This is a genomic window from Klebsiella sp. CTHL.F3a (assembly GCF_019890895.1).
GTDB lineage: Bacteria > Pseudomonadota > Gammaproteobacteria > Enterobacterales > Enterobacteriaceae > Klebsiella > Klebsiella grimontii.
In genome coordinates this window covers 3,017,908-3,038,811 of record NZ_CP082360.1, presented here as the reverse complement: position 1 = coordinate 3,038,811, position 20,904 = coordinate 3,017,908, and the positions used below count along the sequence as shown (strand labels likewise).

The 20,904-nt window shown below is 55.7% G+C and carries 20 protein-coding genes; 14 read left to right on the top strand and 6 right to left on the bottom strand.

The window, feature by feature from the left end; genetic code table 11:
- Positions 1–209 precede the first annotated feature (209 nt).
- Together K7H21_RS14270 and K7H21_RS29215 are read right to left on the bottom strand one after the other, a co-directional pair.
- Positions 210–1,175: an AraC family transcriptional regulator gene (locus K7H21_RS14270; protein ID WP_004120423.1), complete on the bottom strand. Its 966-nt coding sequence runs from the start codon at positions 1,173–1,175 to the stop codon at positions 210–212.
- Between the two features lie 111 nt (positions 1,176–1,286).
- On the bottom strand, positions 1,287–1,409 hold the full coding sequence (locus K7H21_RS29215) for a hypothetical protein (RefSeq protein WP_261365445.1): 123 nt from the start codon (positions 1,407–1,409) through the stop codon (positions 1,287–1,289).
- 167 nt (positions 1,410–1,576) lie between these two features.
- Here K7H21_RS29215 and K7H21_RS14265 point away from each other — a divergent pair, with 167 nt between their 5' ends.
- The 9 genes from K7H21_RS14265 to K7H21_RS14225 all read left to right on the top strand — a co-directional run bounded on the left by K7H21_RS14265 (position 1,577) and on the right by K7H21_RS14225 (position 7,980).
- Positions 1,577–2,470, top strand: a complete 894-nt coding sequence (locus K7H21_RS14265) for a transporter (RefSeq protein WP_049112086.1) — start codon at positions 1,577–1,579, stop codon at positions 2,468–2,470.
- A complete protein-coding gene (locus K7H21_RS14260) occupies positions 2,471–3,007 on the top strand; it encodes a group I truncated hemoglobin (RefSeq protein WP_228751055.1) in 537 nt (178 codons plus the stop codon).
- A 135-nt stretch (positions 3,008–3,142) separates the two neighbouring features.
- Positions 3,143–4,657: an amidase gene (locus K7H21_RS14255; RefSeq protein ID WP_004120430.1), complete on the top strand. Its 1,515-nt coding sequence runs from the start codon at positions 3,143–3,145 to the stop codon at positions 4,655–4,657.
- 23 nt (positions 4,658–4,680) lie between these two features.
- Positions 4,681–5,289: a nitrile hydratase subunit alpha gene (gene nthA, locus K7H21_RS14250; protein WP_004120432.1), complete on the top strand. Its 609-nt coding sequence runs from the start codon at positions 4,681–4,683 to the stop codon at positions 5,287–5,289.
- 15 nt (positions 5,290–5,304) lie between these two features.
- Positions 5,305–5,958 (top strand): nitrile hydratase subunit beta, encoded by a 654-nt coding sequence (nthB, locus tag K7H21_RS14245; protein ID WP_223035151.1) that lies wholly within the window; start codon positions 5,305–5,307, stop codon positions 5,956–5,958.
- Positions 5,959–5,966: 8 nt separating this feature from the next.
- A complete protein-coding gene (locus K7H21_RS14240) occupies positions 5,967–6,434 on the top strand; it encodes a nitrile hydratase accessory protein (protein WP_032742121.1) in 468 nt (155 codons plus the stop codon).
- On the top strand, positions 6,431–6,640 hold the full coding sequence (locus K7H21_RS14235; protein WP_004120437.1) for a CbtB domain-containing protein: 210 nt from the start codon (positions 6,431–6,433) through the stop codon (positions 6,638–6,640). The genes K7H21_RS14240 and K7H21_RS14235 overlap by 4 nt, the downstream gene beginning before the upstream one ends.
- Before the next feature lie 10 nt (positions 6,641–6,650).
- Positions 6,651–7,406 (top strand): CbtA family protein, encoded by a 756-nt coding sequence (locus K7H21_RS14230; RefSeq protein ID WP_087829330.1) that lies wholly within the window; start codon positions 6,651–6,653, stop codon positions 7,404–7,406.
- 4 nt (positions 7,407–7,410) lie between these two features.
- Entirely contained in the window at positions 7,411–7,980 is a 570-nt protein-coding gene (locus tag K7H21_RS14225; protein ID WP_087829331.1) for a histidine phosphatase family protein, read from the top strand.
- 51 nt (positions 7,981–8,031) lie between these two features.
- On the opposite strand, the gene K7H21_RS14220 is transcribed toward K7H21_RS14225, so the two are convergent.
- Positions 8,032–8,403 (bottom strand): DUF2255 family protein, encoded by a 372-nt coding sequence (locus K7H21_RS14220; protein WP_049112093.1) that lies wholly within the window; start codon positions 8,401–8,403, stop codon positions 8,032–8,034.
- An 89-nt stretch (positions 8,404–8,492) separates the two neighbouring features.
- The gene (locus K7H21_RS14215) at positions 8,493–9,581 is read right to left on the bottom strand and encodes an alpha/beta hydrolase (protein WP_172880189.1); all 1,089 of its coding nucleotides are present in this window, start codon (positions 9,579–9,581) and stop codon (positions 8,493–8,495) included.
- Positions 9,582–9,790: 209 nt separating this feature from the next.
- Here K7H21_RS14215 and K7H21_RS14210 point away from each other — a divergent pair, with 209 nt between their 5' ends.
- Positions 9,791–10,705 (top strand): AraC family transcriptional regulator, encoded by a 915-nt coding sequence (locus K7H21_RS14210; protein ID WP_223035150.1) that lies wholly within the window; start codon positions 9,791–9,793, stop codon positions 10,703–10,705.
- A 178-nt stretch (positions 10,706–10,883) separates the two neighbouring features.
- On the opposite strand, the gene K7H21_RS14205 is transcribed toward K7H21_RS14210, so the two are convergent.
- A complete protein-coding gene (locus K7H21_RS14205) occupies positions 10,884–13,637 on the bottom strand; it encodes a LuxR C-terminal-related transcriptional regulator (RefSeq protein ID WP_346268595.1) in 2,754 nt (917 codons plus the stop codon).
- A 242-nt stretch (positions 13,638–13,879) separates the two neighbouring features.
- On the opposite strand from K7H21_RS14205, the gene K7H21_RS14200 reads away from it, so the two are divergent.
- From K7H21_RS14200 to lpdA, 4 genes are read left to right on the top strand one after another with little or no spacing between them, the layout of a single operon-like run.
- Positions 13,880–14,839, top strand: a complete 960-nt coding sequence (locus tag K7H21_RS14200) for a thiamine pyrophosphate-dependent dehydrogenase E1 component subunit alpha (protein ID WP_004120452.1) — start codon at positions 13,880–13,882, stop codon at positions 14,837–14,839.
- 11 nt (positions 14,840–14,850) lie between these two features.
- Positions 14,851–15,870 (top strand): alpha-ketoacid dehydrogenase subunit beta, encoded by a 1,020-nt coding sequence (locus K7H21_RS14195; protein ID WP_223035149.1) that lies wholly within the window; start codon positions 14,851–14,853, stop codon positions 15,868–15,870.
- 3 nt (positions 15,871–15,873) lie between these two features.
- On the top strand, positions 15,874–17,403 hold the full coding sequence (locus tag K7H21_RS14190; RefSeq protein ID WP_004120456.1) for a 2-oxo acid dehydrogenase subunit E2: 1,530 nt from the start codon (positions 15,874–15,876) through the stop codon (positions 17,401–17,403).
- Positions 17,387–18,784 (top strand): dihydrolipoyl dehydrogenase, encoded by a 1,398-nt coding sequence (lpdA, locus tag K7H21_RS14185; RefSeq protein WP_223035148.1) that lies wholly within the window; start codon positions 17,387–17,389, stop codon positions 18,782–18,784. Before K7H21_RS14190 ends, lpdA begins: the two co-directional genes overlap by 17 nt.
- A gap of 43 nt (positions 18,785–18,827) precedes the next feature.
- Here lpdA and glgX read toward each other — a convergent pair whose 3' ends face one another.
- A complete protein-coding gene (gene glgX / locus K7H21_RS14180) occupies positions 18,828–20,903 on the bottom strand; it encodes a glycogen debranching protein GlgX (RefSeq protein ID WP_223035147.1) in 2,076 nt (691 codons plus the stop codon).
- Position 20,904 lies beyond the last annotated feature (1 nt).

Sequence of the window (20,904 nt, the reverse complement as noted above, 5' to 3'; positions counted from 1 at the left end):
TTATGTTAAATGCCATTCGAAAGGCCGAGTTGCCGCAATTCGCCCCAGTAGCCATATCGCCCGCCTAACCGGGATTATTCAAATCATTCTAGTTTCTCAAGAACTAACACCATCTTGTCATCCACCTGCCGCCGCAACGCCTGGATATAGCCCCTTTCGTCACGCGCAGTTTCACTCATCGTTATGGATCAGCACTGCGCAATAGCGCATCACAAATTTTGCCGCTCCCTGGGCAGCAGTGAGCGAGGCGAGATACCGAAGGCTTTGCGGAAGGCATGGCTAAAATGAGAGAAATCGGAGAAGCCAAAATCCAGCGCTGCCTGGGAAACGCTACTGACTCGTCCGCGTTCGAGGGCCTCCCGGCTCGCTCGCAACCTCTCCTGCCAAATTACGGCCATCGGCGTTTTTTTGTGACGGGCGAAAGCCCGCGTGACGGTGCGAACGGAAACGTGGTGCGCCTGCGCCAGGCTCTCAATGTTCAAATCTGGATCGACAAGTTGCCGCCGAATGTAAATCATCATCCGGGCGTAGAGATCGCGCTCAGCGCTAACGTTATCCAGATCCTGCAATTCCAGACTCAGCACCAGCAGATCCAGCATTGTCTGGGAGAAACGACCAGAAATATCTGGATTGACCAGGCAGTCTGGCATCGCTGTTGCCTGACGCAGCATTTCGCGCAGTGGGATCACGCCGGGGCGACCGTCGTCCAGTACCATCGCGGTGAGGTTTTCAATTCTCGGCAAACGACCGCTCAACAGATGCCGCGGGACCCGTACCAGATGGTTATCGCGCCCACCCAGGCTAAAGCTGAAAGTCTGGGCGGCATCGTATAGCACCAGACTATCCGCCGTCAGCGCCGCCCTGCGTCCCCCCTGTTCAAGCTGGCCGTACCCTCCCTGCATATAGCCCAGCCACAGATCGTCGTCTGGGCCCTGTCTCAGATAACGCGCGGTGCGTTCCCAGCGGTGCAACGGCGCAGACAACGAACAGATATCCACCATACCTACACCGCGTACCGCAAGCCGGGCATCAAAGTCGACCCCAGCCATGGGCACACTGGCGGCCGGGATGCAGTGACGCAACACCACATCGTTCCAGTACTCGAAGCGGCGCGACTCGGCAACGCCAACGGTCGAATAGTGGGAGCTGCCCGCAGATTGCATGATGCTATTCATTATTACTCACCTCGCGCCTTGATTCCCGCATAAACAACAGACACGGTGTGACGGGCAGCAACTATCGTGCCAGCACACAGATTTCGCCTCCGTCTATCACGAGCATCTGCGCTAAGGCTGCGGAAATAGGGCGGAAAATGCGTCGACGCGCCTGGCGTCCCACGTCGCGAATGGCGTCGAAATAGCGATAATCGCACTCCAGGCGTGCACATCTGCGCTACGACGGAGCATCACGCTATGAACCTTTTCACCCTGCCCGCCCGTTGTCCCTGCCAGCCAAACGACTGTCCTTATGAAACAAGTACGCCGCAAATTTCTCCCTAATATCAGTAACCGTAATGTCGTCCGGCCACGTTGGTACCGGGAAATAAACAAGAGATATCAGACATGAGGGTAACGTTATGACTGTTAGTGGCACCACATCTCGCATCAGCCTGGTCGCCTGCACGCTCTGGCTGGCGACGAGCCCGGCCCATGCGGTCGATCTCAACTCACAGGATCTCATTCCGGCGCCTGCCGGTACCGATGCCATTCTGGCGTATTTCACCTACGCCACGCGAGACAGCTTTACCCCTACAGGTGGCGACGAAATTAAGCAAGGCACCGGGCTGGATTCCTTCGTCAGCATCTTTCGTTACGTCCACTACATGGATGTGGCTGGCTTCACCGTCGCGCCGCAGGTGCTGATGCCCTACGGACGTCTTTATAACGGCTCCCTGGGCGGCGCTCGCCTCGATTCCGCCAGCGGCCTGGGCGACCCAATTTTGACCGCCCCTGTCTGGCTGGTGAACAACCCCGGCACCACCTTCGCCCTCGTGCCCTACCTGTACGTCCCTGCCGGTTCCTACGATGCCGGGCGTACGCTCAACGTCGGTGAGAACCGCTGGAAGTTCGACCTGCAGCTCGGCGGCGTGCAACAGCTTGGTAACGGTTTCGCCACCCAGCTGTCCGCTGATGCGATGTGGTATGGCGACAACAACGATGCCACGGGCATCGGCACCGGCCGCCTCACACAAGACAACACCTATCAATTTCAGGGCTGGATAAGCTGGACGCCGCCCGCAGACAACACCTGGACCGTCTCTGCCGGTTACGCCAAATCGTGGGGCGGTAAACAGCAGATCGACGGCGTCGAGAACGGACAAGCGACGCGTTCGGATCAGGTAAGGCTGGAATTGTCGAAATTCATCACCCCTACGGTGCAAGTGCAGGGCTTGCTCCAACGCGATATCAACGTTGATGGCGGTTTTAAGGAAGATCTCCACACCACCCTGCGCGTGATGAAACTGTTCTGATTGAACAGAGACCGCAACATCCCCTTCCACTCACATGTTACGGAGAAATCCACCATGAACGAACAGCAGCAAAAGCCGTCCCTGTATGAACGTCTCGGCGGGTATGACGCCGTCTACGCCTTCGCAGGCGAAGTGTTGAAGACCTGTATGAAGCATCCCGATATCGGCCATATCTGGGCGCACGTGTCCGAGTCTTCATTCCAGAAAGAACATATCAACTTCGTTGATTTCTTGTGCAAGCACTGGGGTGGCAACACCATCTATCGGGGACGAGATATGGTGACCGCGCACCGCGGCATGGGGCTGACCGAGGTGCACTGGAAAGCCGTGTTCGAATCTATCGATGAGTGTTATGAAAACTTCAACGTGCCGCAGGATATTCGTGAAGAGGTCACTGCCTTCCTGACCCAGTTCAAGCCCGCCGTTATCGGCAGTCCTTCGTACCGCGATGTAGTGCTCTCACACCCTGACATGGACGTGACCAAGGGCATGAAAAGTGTCGGTATCCACTGGCCTAAAGCCGATAAGCCGTCTTAACACCTTACGGACACCCACTGGCTGGGTGGGTGTCCATTTCAGCCAAACGACTGACTCGGATAACCAAGTCTGGATGGCATTCCGGGCTTATGTTCAAGACTGATGCATGAGCAAACACAGGAAAAAGGAAAAAACATGGCTATTCAACGTCCCACTGCCGAAGAACTGCAAGAGCTTGCCAGTCGGCTGCATATCAACCTGACGCCGGCGCAGGCTGAAGAATATCTCGCGCTGATGCAGGCTAACTTCGACGCCTACGATCTGGTCGACTCTCTTCCTGACGACATCCCGGAGGTCCGCTATCCACGCGCCGCCGGATACCGTCCCACTGGCGAGGACAATCCGCTCAACGCCTGGTATTACAAAACCGAGGTAAAAGGTGCGGCGACTGGGGCGCTGGCCGGGCGGACCATCGCCCTTAAAGACAATGTCTCGCTTGCCGGCGTACCGATGATGAACGGAACCTCCACCCTCGAAGGTTTCGTCCCATCCTACGACGCAACCGTGGCCACCCGCCTGCTGGATGCCGGGGCGACTATTCTCGGCAAAGCCACCTGCGAGCACTTCTGCCTCTCCGGCGGCAGCCACACTTCCGACCCGGCCCCGGTACACAATCCCCATCGTCATGGCTATTGCTCCGGCGGTTCGTCCTCAGGCAGCGCCGTACTGGTAGCGATTGGCGAAGTGGACATGGCGATAGGCTGCGATCAGGGTGGTTCCATACGTATCCCTTCCGCCTTCTGTGGTACCTACGGCATGAAACCGACCCACGGTCTGGTGCCTTATACGGGCATCATGCCGATTGAGGCGACCATCGACCACGCCGGTCCCATCACTGCCAACGTGCGCGACAACGCGCTAATGCTGGAAACCATCGCCGGGAGTGATGGGCTTGATCCGCGTCAGTACGCGCCGGTTGTAGAAACTTATACCGCCGCCCTCAGCAAAGGCGCGCACGGCCTGAAAATCGGCATTCTGACCGAGGGATTCCAGTTGCCGAATATGGATCCGCAGGTAGAAGCGAAGGTACGAGCCGCTATCGCCCGCCTGCAAGCGCTTGGGGCCATCGTTAGCGAAATTTCCGTGCCGGAACACAATCTGGCGGGCGCGCTTTGGTCGCCTATCGGCTGCGAAGGTCTGACCGCCCAGATGATGCACGGCAACGGCATGGGCTTTAACTGGGAAGGCCAGTACGACGTCGGCCTGCTGGACAAACACGCGCAATGGCGCGACTGCGCGAATGCCCTCTCCCCATCGCTCAAAGTCTGCATGTTCGTCGGCCAGTATGGGCTGGAACGCTATAACGGTCGCTACTACGCAAGGGCGCAGAATATTGCGCGTCGGGCCCGTGCCGGCTACGACCGCGCGCTGAGCGATTTCGATCTGCTGGTGATGCCTACCGTACCTATCCTCGCTCAGCCGATGCCAGACCCAGACTGCTCAATCACCGAATATATTTCGCGCGCTTTCGAAATGATCGGTAACACCGCCCCGCAGGACATCACCGGTCACCCGGCGATGTCTATTCCCTGTGGCATGGTCGACGGACTCCCGGTGGGCATGATGCTGGTAGGACGTCATTACGCTGAAAACACTATCTATCAGGCCGCCGCCGCTTTCGAGGCCTGCGGTGACTGGCGGAATTTTTAACCTTAACTCTCGGGAAGCATAAAATGAGCCATAAACACGACCACGACCATACCCAACCACCTGTAGACATCGAGCTACGTGTCCGCGCACTGGAATCCTTGTTACAGGAAAAAGGCCTGATCGACCCGGCTGCGCTGGATGAGTTGATTGACACCTACGAGCACAAAGTCGGCCCCCGAAACGGCGCACAGGTTGTCGCCAGAGCGTGGAGTGACCCGGAATACAAACGTCGTCTGATGGAAAACGCCACCGCCGCCATTGCTGAACTTGGCTTCTCCGGAATACAGGGCGAAGACATGCTGGTCGTGGAGAACACGCCGGACGTGCACAACGTCACCGTTTGTACGCTGTGTTCCTGCTACCCCTGGCCGGTTCTGGGGCTGCCGCCTGTGTGGTACAAATCAGCGCCCTATCGTTCACGTATCGTCATCGACCCGCGCGGCGTTCTCGCCGAGTTCGGGTTACACATTCCAGAAAGCAAAGAGATCCGCGTCTGGGACAGCAGCGCCGAGCTGCGCTATCTGGTCCTGCCAGAACGTCCGGCGGGGACCGACGGCTGGAGCGAAACGCAGTTAATCGAGCTGGTCACCCGCGATTCGATGATTGGCACCGGTGTGGTTAGCGCACCATAACGAAAGGAGAAAACCATGAACGGGATACATGATTTGGGGGGAATGCACGGCCTTGGCCCGATCCCTACTGAGGAAAACGAGCCCTATTTCCATCATGAGTGGGAACGCAGGGTATTTCCTCTGTTTGCCTCGTTGTTCGTCGGCGGACACTTTAACGTCGATGAATTCCGCCACGCTATCGAAGGTATGGCGCCGACAGAATATCTGCAGTCGAGCTACTACGAGCACTGGCTGCATGCATTCGAAACGCTGCTGCTGTCAAAGGGGGTGATCACCGTTGAAGAGTTGTGGGGAGGCGCGAAGCCTACCTCCTGTATGCCTGGCACGCCTGTGCTGACGCAGGATATGGTATCGAAGGTCGTTAGCACCGGCGGGTCTGCTCGCGTCAGTCATGATGTTACGCCCCGCTTCCGGGTGGGCGATCGGGTACGAACGAAAAATTTCAATCCGACCACACATACCCGTCTGCCACGCTACGCACGCGATAAAGTCGGTCGCATAGAGATCGCTCACGGTGTGTTTATCACGCCAGATACTGCGGCGCACGGCCTGGGCGAACATCCCCAGCATGTCTACAGCGTCAGTTTCACCGCGCAGGAACTGTGGGGCGAGCCGCGTCCGGACAAGGTGTTCATCGATCTGTGGGATGACTATCTGGAGGAAGTATGAATAGAAGCATGAATACTGCGACTCAACACGATTACGCCGCCATCGGGTTACCGCGCGATGAGGAAGGGCCGGTGTTCGATAAGCCCTGGCAGGCAAAAGCATTCTCCCTGATAGTCCATCTCCACCGGGCCGGGCTGTTCCCGTGGGCAGAATGGGTACAGACATTCAGTAAAGAGATCAAAGCGGCGCCGGCGCAACCGGGTGAAAGCGTGAATGATGCCTACTATCGTCAGTGGACGGCGGCGATGGAAAACATGGTGACTGCACTCAACCTGGCTGTGCCGGATGATATCAGCCGACGGACGCAGGAGTGGCGTCAGGCGTATCTCAACACGCCCCACGGTCAGCCGATTGTACTGGCGAACGCCAGTTGCCCGCCAGCACATAGCCATCATCACCTTTCGCTGGGCGTGCCGGTCACGGTGAGTCCGGCTCTCGTTTCCAACAGTAAAATCGATAATGGAGTTACACCATGAGTGATATCACCCTTAACACCCACATCCCGGCCGCCCCAATTCCTGTTGCGAAACTGCTGCCCTGGGCGCTGTTCACCGCCCTGCTGGCGCTGCTGGCAATCTATTTTGTTGGCGCGGAACAAGGCGCGACGTCGATGTTTTCCGGCACTCAGGTGCATGAATTCTTCCACGACGCACGTCATCTGCTGGGTTTTCCCTGCCACTGAGGAGGCGGAAATGATTGGGAAACTGTTATTTAAAGGGATGATGGCCGGCATTCTGGCGGGACTGGTGGCGTTTGCTTTTGCGCACCATTTCGGCGAGCCGCAGGTCGACCGCGCGATTGGGCTGGAAAAAAGCATGTCAGCTCATGCTCACCAACACGGCGCGTCAGCAGACAGCGAAGAAGAAGAGGTGTTTAGCCGACAGACCCAGTCCGGGATCGGCCTGATGACCGGCATGGCGCTGTTTGGCGCAGCACTGGGCGGCGGTCTGGCGCTGGCGTGGGCCTTTAGCTACCAGCGCTTTGGGCCATCGAACCCGCGTGTGCTGGCGTTGTGCCTGGCGCTGGGTGGCTTTCTGGCAATGAGCCTGATGCCAGGTCTGAAATACCCGCCCAATCCGCCCGCAGTCGGCAACCCGGAAACCATCGGCTATCGTACCGGGCTGTACTTCGTCATGATGTTACTTTCCATCAGCATCGTCATCGCGGCCGCGTGGTTATCACATCAGCTAATGCCGCGCCTCGGCAGAGCAGATGCGATGATGTGGGCAACGCTGTTCGCCGTGGCGCTGATGCTCGTGGTTTGTGCCCTGATGCCGACCGTGAACGAAGTATCCGACCACTTCCCGGCTGACCTGCTATGGCGTTTCCGCATAAGCTCCTTCGGCACGCATCTTGTGCTCTGGAGCGTCATCGGTGTGGTTTTCGGCGCCTTAGCCGAACGCCCGCCGGCGACACGCGGACAGCGACTGGCCTTCCGGCGCGGTTAACATCATGAGAGCGTCGCTAACGCTAATTTGCCAGGGAGAAACGGCAGCTTCCAGAGGTTCACACTTCCCCTGTGATGATCCTCTGGAGGCACGGGAGTGGCAACGGGCCCATCAGTTACAAAGCGGTACTGCCCGTTATCAACGCGTCTGGATCTCCCCAGACACCGCCGCCCGGCAAACCGCAGCTGCGCTCTCTTTACCGGGTACTCTGGTAACGGAACTGGCCGAACCCGACTACGGCATCTGGGCGGGTCGGTCATTACGTGAGGTGATGACGCAAGACGCCGAAGCATTCCGGGCATGGCTTGAGGGTGACTCTCCGCCGGGCGGAGAGTCGCGCGCACAGCTGCTGGCGCGCTGTGGCAGCTGGCTGGCTAAACACGTCGATATTCAAGGTCGGCACTGTGCCATTGCGCCAGCCGCCATAATCCGCGCCATGATCGTCGATGTTCTCGGCGCCCCACTTCACTCATTTGCACGCATCGACATCCACCCGCTGAGCATCACCGAGTTGCGCAGCGACGGACGGCGCTGGAATTTATGTTTATTGAAGGGCCACATCAATGGTGAATAGACCACGTTCAGCCAGCGGACGGAGGTCTGTCACATTTCTGCGGCATGGCATTCACGAAGGTAATATCTCAACCGTGGCCGCTCTGGCGCGAGCTCCCGTCATTGCGGAAACATAGCTACTGCTGGAATATTTTATCTGGTAGGCCCGATCGATTTTACTTTCAAGAACCGGGTCCGACGGTTTTACGAACCGCACGTCGAATTCCTGTCCGATAGCCACTATCTTACCCGCCCGTCGAGTTAGTGCTGCCTGATACCATTTTGAACGGGTACCACTATAGGCGCGGACAAAAAGTCGGTCATCCACCGTCACTTCCCAAATCCATGTTGGCGTGCCGGTAGTATTCATATCGGGACGGTACGGCGCGATTTTTAGGTCGTCCGCTGCATCTATTTTTGCTAAGAGCTCGCGGTTCCAGAGCATAAGCTTTTCCTCTTTTGTCTACGTTATTTCGTATATTAAGGACATAAAACGATAACGCTGATTCGTAGAATATCGGACGGTGTTATGATTTATTTATTAAGGTATTTGTTAAAAAATGCCGTGATGTTATCGAACGGGATCTTGTCCATACGATCATATAAATCAACATGGGTGGCATTTTTTACAATCAAAAGCTCTTTTGGCTGATTTGCCGCTTCATAAGCCGTTTTGGAGAAGTACAGCGAATGCGCTCTTTCGCCATGAATGAACAGGATCGGGCGCGGAGAAATTTCCTTAATATAGGTCATGAGCGGGAAATTCATAAATGCCATCGGCGTTGTCACGGACCATGAATTGCCGGAGTTGACGGCTCGTGGATGATATCCGCGTTTGGTCATGTAGTAGTTCGCATAGTCCACGAGAAACTGTGCTTCACCGCCCTTCAGTTTATTATAGTCTGGCTGGTATGCAGGTTTGCCGTTTGCCGCATCCTCCCAGCGCTGAAGACTCATCTTCTCCAGCGCCTGCTCGCGTTGCTCCGTCGTTACGCTGTCATTGTAGCCTTTCGACATCACGCGGCTCATATCATACATGGTGCTGGCAACGACCGCTTTTACGCGTTTATCCACGGCAACAGCGTTCAGGGCAATCCCCCCCATGCCGCAGATACCGATGACACCGATACGTTCACGATCCACATAAGGTTGCAGTCCAATAAAATCGACGGCTGCCATAAAGTCTTCGGTATTGATATCAGGTGAAGCAATATTGCGCGGTTCACCACTGCTTTCACCGGTATAAGACGGATCAAATGCCAGCGTCACGAATCCGCGCTCTGCTAAGGTCTGAGCATACAGACCTGATGCCTGCTCTTTTACCGCACCAAAAGGCCCGGAAATAACAAGCGCAGCAAGCTTCCTGTTTCCGCGATCTTCAGGAAGATATACATCTGCGGCCAGCGTAATGCCGTAACGGTTTTTAAAAGTCACTTTTTGATGATCCACTTTGTCGCTCCTTGAGAAAGTTTTATCCCACGTCTGAACCAGATGGACTGAAGAATCAGCTGTGCCTGCTGCCGGCTGGGCGACCGCAGCTTCTGTTGAAATCATGGCTAGCGTTCCGGCAAGGAGTGCGCCATTAAAAAAGCGGGTTGAAGTTTTTAGCGTCATGATAGTCATACCTTCATTCAAAGTGGATGCGGATTGGGTTGTAGTCAGCGTCTCATTTCGGTATGTCTATTTTGGATGTCGCTAATGAAATCTGTTATTAAAATACTCTGCATTATTTGCCTGATCCTATTAACATGATGCCAAAGCGTATATTTCACTTTTCATAACGGGTAAGTTGGCGACGTCGCACAGACTTAACAAATATGGGGCGTGATGGAATGATTTCAGACAAATCGATTGAGAGACGACTCGGCGAGCTCTCCCGGGATATTGCTCAGCGCACGCCTGGCACCGGTGATTTCCCTACAGCCGTAGAAGGACTGGAATTATTCCGCCGAAACGAACCCGCTCCTCCGGTGAGCTGCCTGGTTCCTCCGAGTATCGTTCTGGTGGCCGATGGCGCGAAGATCATGTGGGTTGGCGGTGAACCATATGAATATAATGCGGAAAAATTCCTGATCACGTCTCTTGATCTGCCAGCCAGTTCGGAAGTATTGCAGGCTTCGACATCCCGGCCCTGCGTCGGCGTCGCCTATAAACTTGACCAGCGCGTGCTGATGGAATTAATTGCACAGGGAAGCCTGCCGCCGGTCAAAAAACGAGACGCGGGAACGGGTGTAGGGATAGGGACCATGACTGGTGTATTGCTGGAGCCTTTCTGCCGTCTGCTTTCTTTGCTTGACGAGCCTGAAGCCATTCCTGTTCTCGGGCCGCTGATTCAAAGAGAGATACATTACAGGCTTTTGATGAGCGATCGGTCCGATCATCTCAGACAGATTGCAGCAGTAGACGGCCATGGCTACCGTATCGGTAAAGCTATCGACTGGTTAAAGACCAATATTGCATCACCTTTACGTGTCGAGGAGCTGGCAAACCGCGTGCAAATGAGCAAGCCCTCTTTCCACCAACATTTCAGGCAGCTTGCGGGAATGAGCCCGCTCCGGTATCAGAAATGGCTGCGCCTCAATGAAGCCAGGCGACTGATGCTGAATGAACATTACGATGTCACCACAGCAGCCTATGCTGTCGGTTACGAAAGCTTATCTCATTTCAGCCGGGAATATACGCGGATGTTCGGGGAATCACCTAAGAGGGATATTACTATGCTGAGAAAGTCTGCTGGTAAGCTTTAGTAAATTCTGCCTTGCTCTGCCTCCCCCGGTAAAATCTATTGTACGTAAAGGCTGTAGGAGAAGCTAAAGACCTGAACTCAAAATCAGACAGCCCTCGTCGGGCAGCCCGTAAAAAGTCAGCTAATAGATGCCATTGACATATTCACTTTTTGATTAGATTTGCACATTACTCACATTATTAATCCAGTAACTTCATTTCCAGAGCCCGACTCATGGCTTGCGTACGACTATTGACTTTGAGCTTGGCGTAGATGTTCTTGATGTGCCATTTCACCGTCTCAGTAGAGATAGTCAAAGAGCGAGCGATTTCCTTGTTCATCTGACCATCAGCAATCAGCTGTAATATCTGCTGCTCTCGCTCACTGAGATCCAGGTTAACATCACTATTTTCACGCTGAATCCGCTTGCCTTCAGACTCGCTCCTTTTCACGGGCAAATGGTCATCCCCTTCGCTGGCTGCTGAGGTTTCGCGTACATGGACAAGCAGAAGCTGCAATGCCTCGCCAGCATCAAGAAAAATTCGTTTGAGATGCTGTTGTGCCGCTAATTGCAAGGTGGGCTGCAATGCAGCCACGGCAGCCGCGTTTTCGCCACTATCCCACAAGGATAATGACCATAGCGTACGAAGTCGCGCTGCGGATAGCCGGTCGCCCCGACGCTCCTGCTCAGTCACGAGTTCGCCCAGTAAAAGGCTGGCTTGTGGCGCCTGGCCTGACGCCAGAAGAAGGCGGCTGCGGCTGACGATTGCATGCTGAGCTATTGCGCGTTGACAGGGATTTTCGGCATCAATTGTGGCCTGGGCGGCCAGTTGTTCGAGTTGCCGTTGCAGCTGCTCTGCGCCTGGATAATTCGCGCGCTGCAGACGCACTCTCGCCTGCTCTGCTAACAATAAAGCCTGCGGCCGTTGCCATCCGCGAGACACCGCTAGTCGTTGCGCGTGTTCCAGCAGCCGTTCTGCCTCATGCGGCATATCGTCATTTAAGGCCTGGCGCGCAAGATAGGTATAGCAGCGACTCAAGGCATCGGGTGGACCAAACCGATCGATAAATTCGAGTCTGTCTGCTAACAGCGTATTTAATGAGTCCAGGTTCTTACGTTCGTAAGCTATTTCCGCCAGCAGCGGCGCAAGCGTCGCGCCGCTGGTCGACTGAGGGCCGGTAAAACGCTCAGCCTGGCGCAATGCATTCTCTGCATACCCCCAGGCGTTCTCCAGGTCACCCTGACCAAGATGGCACTGAGTAATGATAAAAGCGCGATAAACCGAGACAAACAGATTGTCGAGCGGGCTTTCCGGGCAAGGCATATGCCGTTGAACCTCAAGAGCGTCGGTATAGCGCTGGTTAACCACGTGGCAGTAGCTCAGAATATTGCAAATGAGGCCATCGACCCAGGTGTCTCCGCAGGGCACTTTAGCCAGCAACGGCTCAACAATCGCCAGGCTTTCCGGGATTTTCTCGGCAAAAGCTTCGCAAATTGCGCGCACGACACGTAATTTGAGCCAGGCGTTGGGGGTTATATCATCACGGTGATTAACGACCATTTGGTCAAGATTATCCAGCAACTGCCTTGATTCATCGAAGCGAAAATAGTGCGCCAGCGCCCAGGCCAAATTGATTTGCAGGTCAATGCGCGAAGGGTCAGTACTTGCAGGTAAGTGATGCATCCAGGAAACCAGGGTATCTATATCCCCTTCTTCCGCCAGTGACTGCGCGCCCGCGCCATCCTGCCCGGGGTTATGGATCGGCTTGCCCGCTGCAAGTGCGTGGCGTACCGCTTCGGACCACAATCTCTGTTCAACGAACCAATGACTGGCTAATTCATGTAAATGCTTGAGGTTGATATCGTTGTTCTGCTGCAATATCGTTCGCAGGGTTTCCTGCAAAAGAGGATGGTAGCGAAACCAGCAGCCTTGTTCGTCAAGGGCTGACAAAAAAAGATTGTGCCGCTCAATCCATGCCAGTATCGCTTCACTATCATCACGCCCTGTAACACCATTACATAACCCGGCATTTAAACGATTAAGAAACGATGTTTTGACAAGAAAATCAAAAATTTCCGCAGGCAATGGGTCAAGTACCACCTCTTTCAGATAACGGGCGATGGCGCGGGTTCCACCACGAATATTGCGCAGCAGATGTTCTGGATCATTGAGCAATTCTGGGGACAACGAAGCGATTTTCATGCCGGCGATCCACCCCTCTGTCGCGGAACGTAGCCGCTGTACATGCTGATTACTGAGTGGTACATCAATCGTCTGGCTGAAATAGTTTCTGGTTTCTTCGAGCGTAAATTGCAGGTCTCGATCATAAATTTCCACCAGCTGGTCCTGCGCCTGAAGCAGGCTCAGGGACAGACTGGGGTGGAAACGGCTGCCAATGATTAGATGCAAGGCGGCAGGAGCATGCTTGAGCAAATATCCCAGGGCTTCATATACACCGGCATCATTGATCATATGGAAGTCATCAACGATCAGATACAGGTCGTGCGGACAGTAATGCAGTTGGTTAATCAACCCGGCCAGCAGCTGTTGCGAACTGGAGGGCGTCTGTTCTTCTATGTTGCGCCAAAAGTCGGTGTCCCAATCGCCATAGAGCGGTCGCAATGCTTGCAGTAGATAAGGAATGAACTGCCATACGCCATCATCATCCTCATCGAGGCTAAGCCAGGCAACGCGTTCGCCCTGGGCAATCATTTGCTGATACCACTGCGCCAACAGGGTGGTTTTGCCAAATCCAGCTCCCGCGCAAACGACACCCAGACGGCGTCGCTGCATGCGATCGAGGAGCAGAAGAAGCCGTGAGCGCTGTAGCAGCCGTATCGAAGAGCGTGGTGGGACGAATTTGGTCAGGATTAGCGGCAAATCTCTCGTCAGCCGCAATGGCCCGGAGACCAGTGAAGTTGCCTGACGACTTTTAAAATCCGATGGCTTCATCCGTAGTTATCTACTCGTATTTTTTTATCAATTGTACGCCAGAGCCCGGGATGACATGGAACCGTCCCTCTCGATAGATACATAAAATTTATAAAGTTTGACCTCAAGCATGTAAACCCCCTCCTACCCCCCCATGAAGGTGGCTTCGCACCTCCTCGTCGCACTCGTAGATTCATTGCATCGGCGTGGTTAAGGGCTTTCAGCCTGCCCGCCTGACGACCGTTACTGAGGAGAATTAAGTGATGCTTAACAAACAGGCTTTACTCCAGGCTTACCGTAAGATGCGCGAAATCCGGACGTTTGAGGAGCGTTTGCATCAGGAAAACACCAGCGGTGATATTCCGGGCTTCATTCACCTTTATACCGGTGAGGAAGCCATTGCGGTGGGGGTCTGCGAAAATCTGACTAACGCTGATTTTATTGGGTCCACGCACCGTGGACATGGCCACTGTATTGCCAAAGGCTGCGATATTCACGGCATGATGGCTGAAATATTCGGTAAGGACAGCGGATTATGCCGGGGCAAGGGGGGCTCTATGCATATTGCCGATCTGTCGAAAGGTATGCTGGGTGCAAACGCTATTGTGGGTGGCGCCCCTCCGTTAGCCATCGGCGCTGCGCTGACGGCCAAAACCCTTAAGACCGGGAACGTTGGGGTCTCTTTTACTGGTGACGGCGGATCTAATCAGGGTCTGGTATTTGAAGCCATTAACATGGCAGTCGTGCTGCAACTCCCTGCCATCTTTATTTTCGAGAACAACGGTTATGGCGAAGGAACGGGCCATGACTACGCCGTCGGTGGTCGTGATATCGCCGGGCGCGCCGCGGGCTTCGGTTTACCGGCAGTGACGGTTGATGGCACCGATTTCTTTGCCGTTTACGATGCCACCGCAGAGGCGGTCAAGCGCGCCCGAGAAGGTGGAGGTCCAAGCGTCATTGAGGCCAAAGCTTTCCGCTGGCACGGTCACTTTGAGGGCGATCCGGCGCTTTACCGCGCTGAGGGCGAAGTTCAACGTCTGCGCGAACAACATGATCCGCTGAAGATTTTCACTGCCAGGGTCGAACAACACATCTCCCTTGAGGAACTGGCGGCGATCGACGCGGCGGTTGAAGCACTTGTCGATGATGCTGTATTCAAAGCCCGCGCCGCTGCCTACCCGGCTCCGGAAGACCTGCTTACAGACGTTTACGTCTCATACTGAGGGTGATCACAATGCCTATAAAAACCTATCGAGAAGCGGTCAAGGAAGCCCTGGCCCAGGAAATGGAGCACGACGAACGTGTCGTTCTGATTGGTGAAGACTTGCGTGGCGGTCACGGCGGAAATGCGCCCGAAGAAGCAAGGATAGAGGCCTTTGGAGGCGTGCTCGGCGTTACTAAAGGGCTGTGGACGCAGTTCGGCTCCGAGCGGGTGATCGACACCCCCATTACGGAGTCGGCGATCGTCGGCATGGCTGCCGGCGCCGCAGCAACGGGTCTGCGGCCGGTGGCAGAGCTGATGTTTATGGATTTTTTCGGTGTTAGCCATGATGCACTGTACAACCAGGCCGCAAAGTTCCGCTATATGTTTGGCGGCAAGGCGAAGGCGCCGCTGGTGATGCGGGGCATGATCGGCGCTGGTTTTTCTGCTGCAGCCCAGCATTCGCAGTCACCCTATAATATTTTTGCGACCACACCGGGGCTCAAGGTGGTCGTGCCATCGACGCCTTATGATGTCAAAGGGCTGCTGATCCAGTCGATTCGCGACGACGATCCGGTGGTGTTCTGCGAGCATAAAATGCTTTATGACCTCAAGGGCGAGGTACCGGACGAGATTTATACCATTCCCCTGGGCGTCGCCAACTATACCCGTGAAGGTGAGGATGTCACCATCATCGCGTTGTCGGCAATGGTACATAAAGCAAACCAGGTCGCCGACAAACTGGCCAGCGAGGGGATCTCGGTGGAGGTGGTCGATCCACGTACAATTTCGCCTCTGGACGAAGAAGGTATTCTGGAATCAGTGGCTTCTACAGGCCGCGTGGTCATTGTCGACGAGTCAGCTGCGCGTTTTGGCTTTGCTCATGATGTCGCCGCGCTGATTGCTTCCCAGGCATTCCATTTCCTCAAAGCGCCTATTGTTCTGGTAACACCACCACACACCCCGGTACCGTTCTCCCCTGCTCTCGAAAAACTCTGGATCCCTGGCGTTGAACGTATCGAAGCTGCCGTCCGTAAAGTGCTGGAGGATTAAGCTATGAGCGATATCAGGACACTTGAAATGCCGAAGTGGGGTCTTTCAATGGAGGAAGGCGTGCTCGCACGGTGGGCCATCCAGGAGGGTGACCGTTTCGCCAAAGGGCAGGAAATCTGTGAAATTGAGACCAGTAAAATCGTCAATGTTCTGGAGGCCCCCTTCGCCGGTACGCTACGGCGGATAATCGCCCGAGTGGGAGATACCCTCCCGGTCGGCGCTGTTTTAGCGTTGGTCGCTGACTCTTCGGTAAGCGAGGCTGAACTGGATGCCTTCGCGGCCAGTCTGGGCGCGGCGCAGCCAGCAGCTCCTGTCATGCAGACGACCGAGCCTGCTGTAGCGACCGCGGCGCCCTCCTTTGTACCGGCCCCCGCCAATAAGCCTGCGGCATCCATTGGGCTGACCGAGGTACCCATCAGCTTACAAGGCAAAACCGATCCGACTCAGGTGAATGCCACTCCCCATGCGTTACGTCTGTCCGCGCGGTTGGGCGTTGACTTGAAAAAGGTCCACGGTAGCGGGCGCGGCGAGCGTATCTCCGTGGCTGACCTGGAGAGCGCGATCGTTGCCGCAGGCGGCCGCATCGCCTCTCCGCCGCCGCCAGTTCGTTCCGGCAAAGCGCCGCGTTCGCATACCGATGATAGCCAGGTATCGGCAACCCCGTTGGCGCGCCGTCTGGCCAAAAAACTGGGGATCAACCTGCACGACTGCCGCAAAAGCGGTTCACTTGGACGGGTGAGTCGCGATGATGTGCTGGCGGCCGCTTTGCTGCTGGATGGGCTACCCCAGACCGGGGCTCCACAAACCACGTCAGCGACAGCCTTTGAGACGTTGCCGATGTCCAGCATGCGGCGAGCGATCGCTGGTCGTTTGCAAATGTCCAAGCAACATGCACCTCATTTCCGTTTGACCGTCGATCTCGACCTGGATCGACTCTTAGCATTACGTAAGGAAATCAACAGCGAAGTACCCGGCGTCAAGATTTCGGTTAACGATATGCTGGTTAAAGCCTGCGCCATGGCGCTGATAGCCGTGCCGGACGTTAACATACAGTTTGATGAGGCTACCCAGAGCATACGCCGTTTTGCCGATGCCGACATTTCCGTGGCGGTTGCGCTGCCAGACGGGTTAATTACTCCTATCGTACGTTCGGCCAACAGCAGGTCGATAAGCGACATATCAAACGAAGTTCATTCTCTGATAACCAAAGCCCGGGCGGGCATGCTCAAGCCCGAAGAGTTCCAGGGCGGCACCTTTAGCGTGTCAAACCTGGGCATGCTCGGAGTAAGGCAGTTTGACGCCATCATCAACCCACCCCAGGGCGCGATCCTTGCGATTGGCGCAGGTGAGCCCCGAGCGGTAGTTCGCGACGGACAGATCGTCGTCCGCCATCAACTGACCGTATCGCTGTCCTGCGATCACCGGGTCATCGATGGGGCGTCAGGCGCGGCTTTTCTCCAGGCGCTCAAGCGGTTGGTGGAAACACCGACGCTGTTGTTTATCGGGGAGACGAGCTATGCACGACAAATATGATGTACTGATAGTAGGTGGCGGGCCTGGGGGGTATGTCGCCGCCATTCGTGCCGGCCAGCTAGGGCTTCGTACCGCATTAGTGGAGAAGCAGCATTTAGGGGGCATCTGCCTGAACTGGGGATGCATTCCAACCAAGGCGCTGCTGCATGGCGCAGAGGTGGCGCACAGTATTGCGTATGCCGATCGGCTGGGTTTTAGTCTCAGCGAGGTGAGTTTCGATCTGCAGAAACTGGTGCAGTTTAGCCGCGCCGTGTCGCAACAGCTGACCGGAGGTGTCGAGTACCTGTTGAAGAAAAATGGCGTGACGGTCATAGCCGGCACCGCCCGGCTGCGTGGTAAGGGGCAAGTCACGGTCGCCGATCCCCAGGGGGAAGAGCGAGACTATCGCGCAGATCATGTGATCCTTGCGACTGGCGCCCGGCCGCGAGCGTTGCCCGGAGTAGAGCCAGATGGCGAGCGAATCTGGACCTATTTCGAGGCCCTGCAGCCTGAGCGCTTACCGGAGTCTCTATTAATTATCGGGTCAGGGGCCATCGGAGTGGAGTTCGCCAGCCTTTATAACGATCTTGGCAGCAAAGTGACGCTGGTCGAACAAGCCGCGCAGATTCTGCCCCTTGAAGACGCCGAAGTATCCGCGACCGTGCGTAAATCGTTCGAACGACGCGGTATACACGTCCATAGCCAAACTCTGCTGACGCAGGTAAAGCACACCGATACGGGCGTGCGCTGCGCCCTGAAAACCACCGGCGCCGAACAGACCCTGGAAGTCGAACGTGTGCTGTTGGCAGCGGGCGTACAGCCTAATGTGGAAGGCCTGGGGCTGGAAGCGCTGGGAGTCGAGTTGGACCGCGGGTTTATCAAGACGGATGCCGCTTGCCGAACCAACGTCTTTGGGCTCTATGCTATCGGCGATGTGGTCGGCCCGCCGTGTCTGGCGCACAAAGCCAGCCACGAAGGCATGATCTGCGTCGAGGCGCTGGCTGGTATCGAAGGCATACGCCCTCTTAACCGCGACTACGTGCCCGGTTGTACCTATGCCCGGCCGCAGGTTGCCAGCCTGGGCTTGACAGAGGCGAAGGCTCGCGAGACGGGACGGCCGATCAAGATTGGTAAGTTCGCGTATCAGGGGAATGGTAAGGCGCTGGCCAGCGGTGAGACGGAGGGTTTTGTTAAGACTATTTTCGACGCCGAAACCGGCGAACTGCTGGGCGCGCATATGGTTGGCGAGCAGGTCACTGAACAGATCCAGGGTTTTGGTATCGCGCATCATCTGGAGGCCACAGATGAGAGTCTCTTATCGATGATCTTTGCTCATCCCACGCTTTCTGAAGCCATGCATGAATCCATCCTTGCTGCCAGTGGTCATCCGCTGCATCAATAATGACAATACAAACCCGGCATTCAACGCCGGGTTTATCTGTACGCTAAGGCCGTCTGAATAGCGCAATGCTGCGCCCGGCCAGAATAAAATCAATCGCTTCCGTAATAGTGACGCCGTCACTTTTCTCTTCAGCGGTCGACAGCTCAAGAACCCAGCCGCCTTCGCCGAACTGCGGTATCTGGAACGCAACATCGCCCTCAAAGGGATTGAAAAGTATCAGAACGTCGTGCCAGATCCCTTTCTCCTCTTCGAGGTCGGGTCGACTGATGGCAAGGCCTAACGTTGACCCTTCATCCCACTGCTCAGATTGCTGCAAGCCGCCGCCGGCGTTAAACCAGCGTATCTCGAGCCCATCGCGCCAGCTTTCACGCCGTAAAAGCGGTTGTTCCGCGCGTAGCGCAATCAGGCGCTGGGTGAAATGGCGTAATGCGTGGTCATCTTCGGACAGCGCTTCCCAGTTGATCCATGAAATCTCGCTGTCCTGACAGTAGCCATTATTATTTCCCTGCTGCGTACGGCCAAATTCGTCCCCGGCCAGTAGCATCGGGGTGCCGTGGGAGAACAATAGCGTGGTGAGGAAGTTACGCTTCTGGCGTTCGCGGACCGCGACGATAGCCTGATTTTCCATCGGCCCTTCCTCGCCATAATTGCAGGAACGGTTATCATTGTGCCCGTCGTTATTATCCTCACCGTTGGCTTCATTATGCTTCTCGTTATACGAAACCAGATCGTTTAACGTGAAGCCGTCATGAGCGGTAATAAAATTGACGCTGGCCCACGGGCGGCGGCCGCGTAAATCGTACAGATCCCCCGATCCCAGCAAACGGGCGGCAAAATCGGTAGATACGTTATCTCCCTTCCAGTATTCCCGCACCGTATCGCGGTATTTGTCGTTCCACTCGCCCCAGCCTGGCGGAAAACCGCCAACCTGATAACCGCCGGGGCCGATATCCCAGGGCTCGCCGATCAGTTTAAGTTTTGCCAGCACGGGATCCTGGGTTATGGCGTCAAAAAAACCGCCTCGCGGATCGAACCCTTCCGGTTCACGGCCGAGAATAGTTCCAAGATCAAAACGAAAGCCGTCAACGTGCATGGACTGAGCCCAATAGCGTAGCGAATCCATCACCATCTGCAGTACCCGGGGATGGGACGTATTCACCGTATTTCCCGTCCCGGTATCATTGATGTAATAACGATGCCGATCCGGCATCGTCCGGTAGTAGGAGAAATTATCGATGCCCTTAAATGAGAGCGTCGGGCCCAGCTCATTTCCCTCCGCGGTATGGTTGTAAACCACGTCAAGGATCACCTCAATACCGGCATCATGAAAAGCGCGCACCATATTGCGGAATCCGGCAATACCTGCGGGCCCATAGTAACGGGACGCGGGGGCAAAGAAGCCCAGCGTATTGTAACCCCAGAAGTTTTTTAGTCCCCTGTCAAGCAGATGCTGGTCATCGGGAAACCAGTGAACGGGCAGCAGCTCAACGGAAGTGATGCCGAGGCTCTTGATATACTCGACGGAGGCCTGATGCCCAAGCCCCTCGAATGTGCCGCGCAGCTCGAGGGGGAGCGCCGGATTAAGCTGGGTAAACCCTTTCACATGCGTTTCGTAAATCACCGTATTCGGCCAGCGAATGTCGGGGCGATTTTCCCCTTGCCAGTCGAACGCATCCGGGTCGACTACCTTACATTTTGGCGTAAAAGGCGCGCTATCGCGGGTATCAAAGCTGAGGTCTTTCTCCTCATGGCCCAGCTCGTAACCGAAATGCGCCTCGTTCCACGCGATATCGCCTGCCAGCTCCCGCGCGTAGGGATCGATAAGCAGTTTATTTGGGTTAAAGCGATGCCCGTTTTCCGGATCGTACGGGCCGTAAACCCGATAACCATATAACGCCCCAGGCTGAAGATCGGGCACGTAGCCGTGCCAGATTTCGTGCGTATATTCCGGCAGTTCCAGCCGGGCTATTTCCGTTTTCCCTGAAGGATCAAACAGGCACAGCTCAACCCGTTCAGCGTGCGCGGAGAAGAGCGCGAAGTTAACGCCTTTTCCGTCAAAATTAGCCCCCAGCTGCTGGCTGTCACCGGGCCGTATTTCAAAAGCTTTTTCCTTGCGCATC

Bases quoted from the DNA above. Each gene is read 5' to 3' on its own strand.
- K7H21_RS14235 (WP_004120437.1), top strand. From the start codon at position 6,431: ATGAGTGATATCACCCTTAACACCCACATCCCGGCCGCCCCAATTCCT.
- K7H21_RS14225 (WP_087829331.1), top strand. From the start codon at position 7,411: ATGAGAGCGTCGCTAACGCTAATTTGCCAGGGAGAAACGGCAGCTTCC.
- K7H21_RS14195 (WP_223035149.1), top strand. From the start codon at position 14,851: ATGCCTATAAAAACCTATCGAGAAGCGGTCAAGGAAGCCCTGGCCCAG.
- K7H21_RS14200 (WP_004120452.1), top strand. From the start codon at position 13,880: ATGCTTAACAAACAGGCTTTACTCCAGGCTTACCGTAAGATGCGCGAA.
- K7H21_RS14210 (WP_223035150.1), top strand. From the start codon at position 9,791: ATGATTTCAGACAAATCGATTGAGAGACGACTCGGCGAGCTCTCCCGG.
- K7H21_RS14255 (WP_004120430.1), top strand. From the start codon at position 3,143: ATGGCTATTCAACGTCCCACTGCCGAAGAACTGCAAGAGCTTGCCAGT.
- K7H21_RS14205 (WP_346268595.1), bottom strand. From the start codon at position 13,637: ATGAAGCCATCGGATTTTAAAAGTCGTCAGGCAACTTCACTGGTCTCC.
- glgX (WP_223035147.1), bottom strand. From the start codon at position 20,903: ATGCGCAAGGAAAAAGCTTTTGAAATACGGCCCGGTGACAGCCAGCAG.
- K7H21_RS14270 (WP_004120423.1), bottom strand. From the start codon at position 1,175: ATGAATAGCATCATGCAATCTGCGGGCAGCTCCCACTATTCGACCGTT.
- K7H21_RS14265 (WP_049112086.1), top strand. From the start codon at position 1,577: ATGACTGTTAGTGGCACCACATCTCGCATCAGCCTGGTCGCCTGCACG.
- K7H21_RS14220 (WP_049112093.1), bottom strand. From the start codon at position 8,403: ATGCTCTGGAACCGCGAGCTCTTAGCAAAAATAGATGCAGCGGACGAC.
- K7H21_RS14190 (WP_004120456.1), top strand. From the start codon at position 15,874: ATGAGCGATATCAGGACACTTGAAATGCCGAAGTGGGGTCTTTCAATG.
- nthB (WP_223035151.1), top strand. From the start codon at position 5,305: ATGAACGGGATACATGATTTGGGGGGAATGCACGGCCTTGGCCCGATC.
- nthA (WP_004120432.1), top strand. From the start codon at position 4,681: ATGAGCCATAAACACGACCACGACCATACCCAACCACCTGTAGACATC.
- K7H21_RS14215 (WP_172880189.1), bottom strand. From the start codon at position 9,581: ATGACTATCATGACGCTAAAAACTTCAACCCGCTTTTTTAATGGCGCA.
- K7H21_RS14240 (WP_032742121.1), top strand. From the start codon at position 5,967: ATGAATACTGCGACTCAACACGATTACGCCGCCATCGGGTTACCGCGC.
- lpdA (WP_223035148.1), top strand. From the start codon at position 17,387: ATGCACGACAAATATGATGTACTGATAGTAGGTGGCGGGCCTGGGGGG.
- K7H21_RS14230 (WP_087829330.1), top strand. From the start codon at position 6,651: ATGATTGGGAAACTGTTATTTAAAGGGATGATGGCCGGCATTCTGGCG.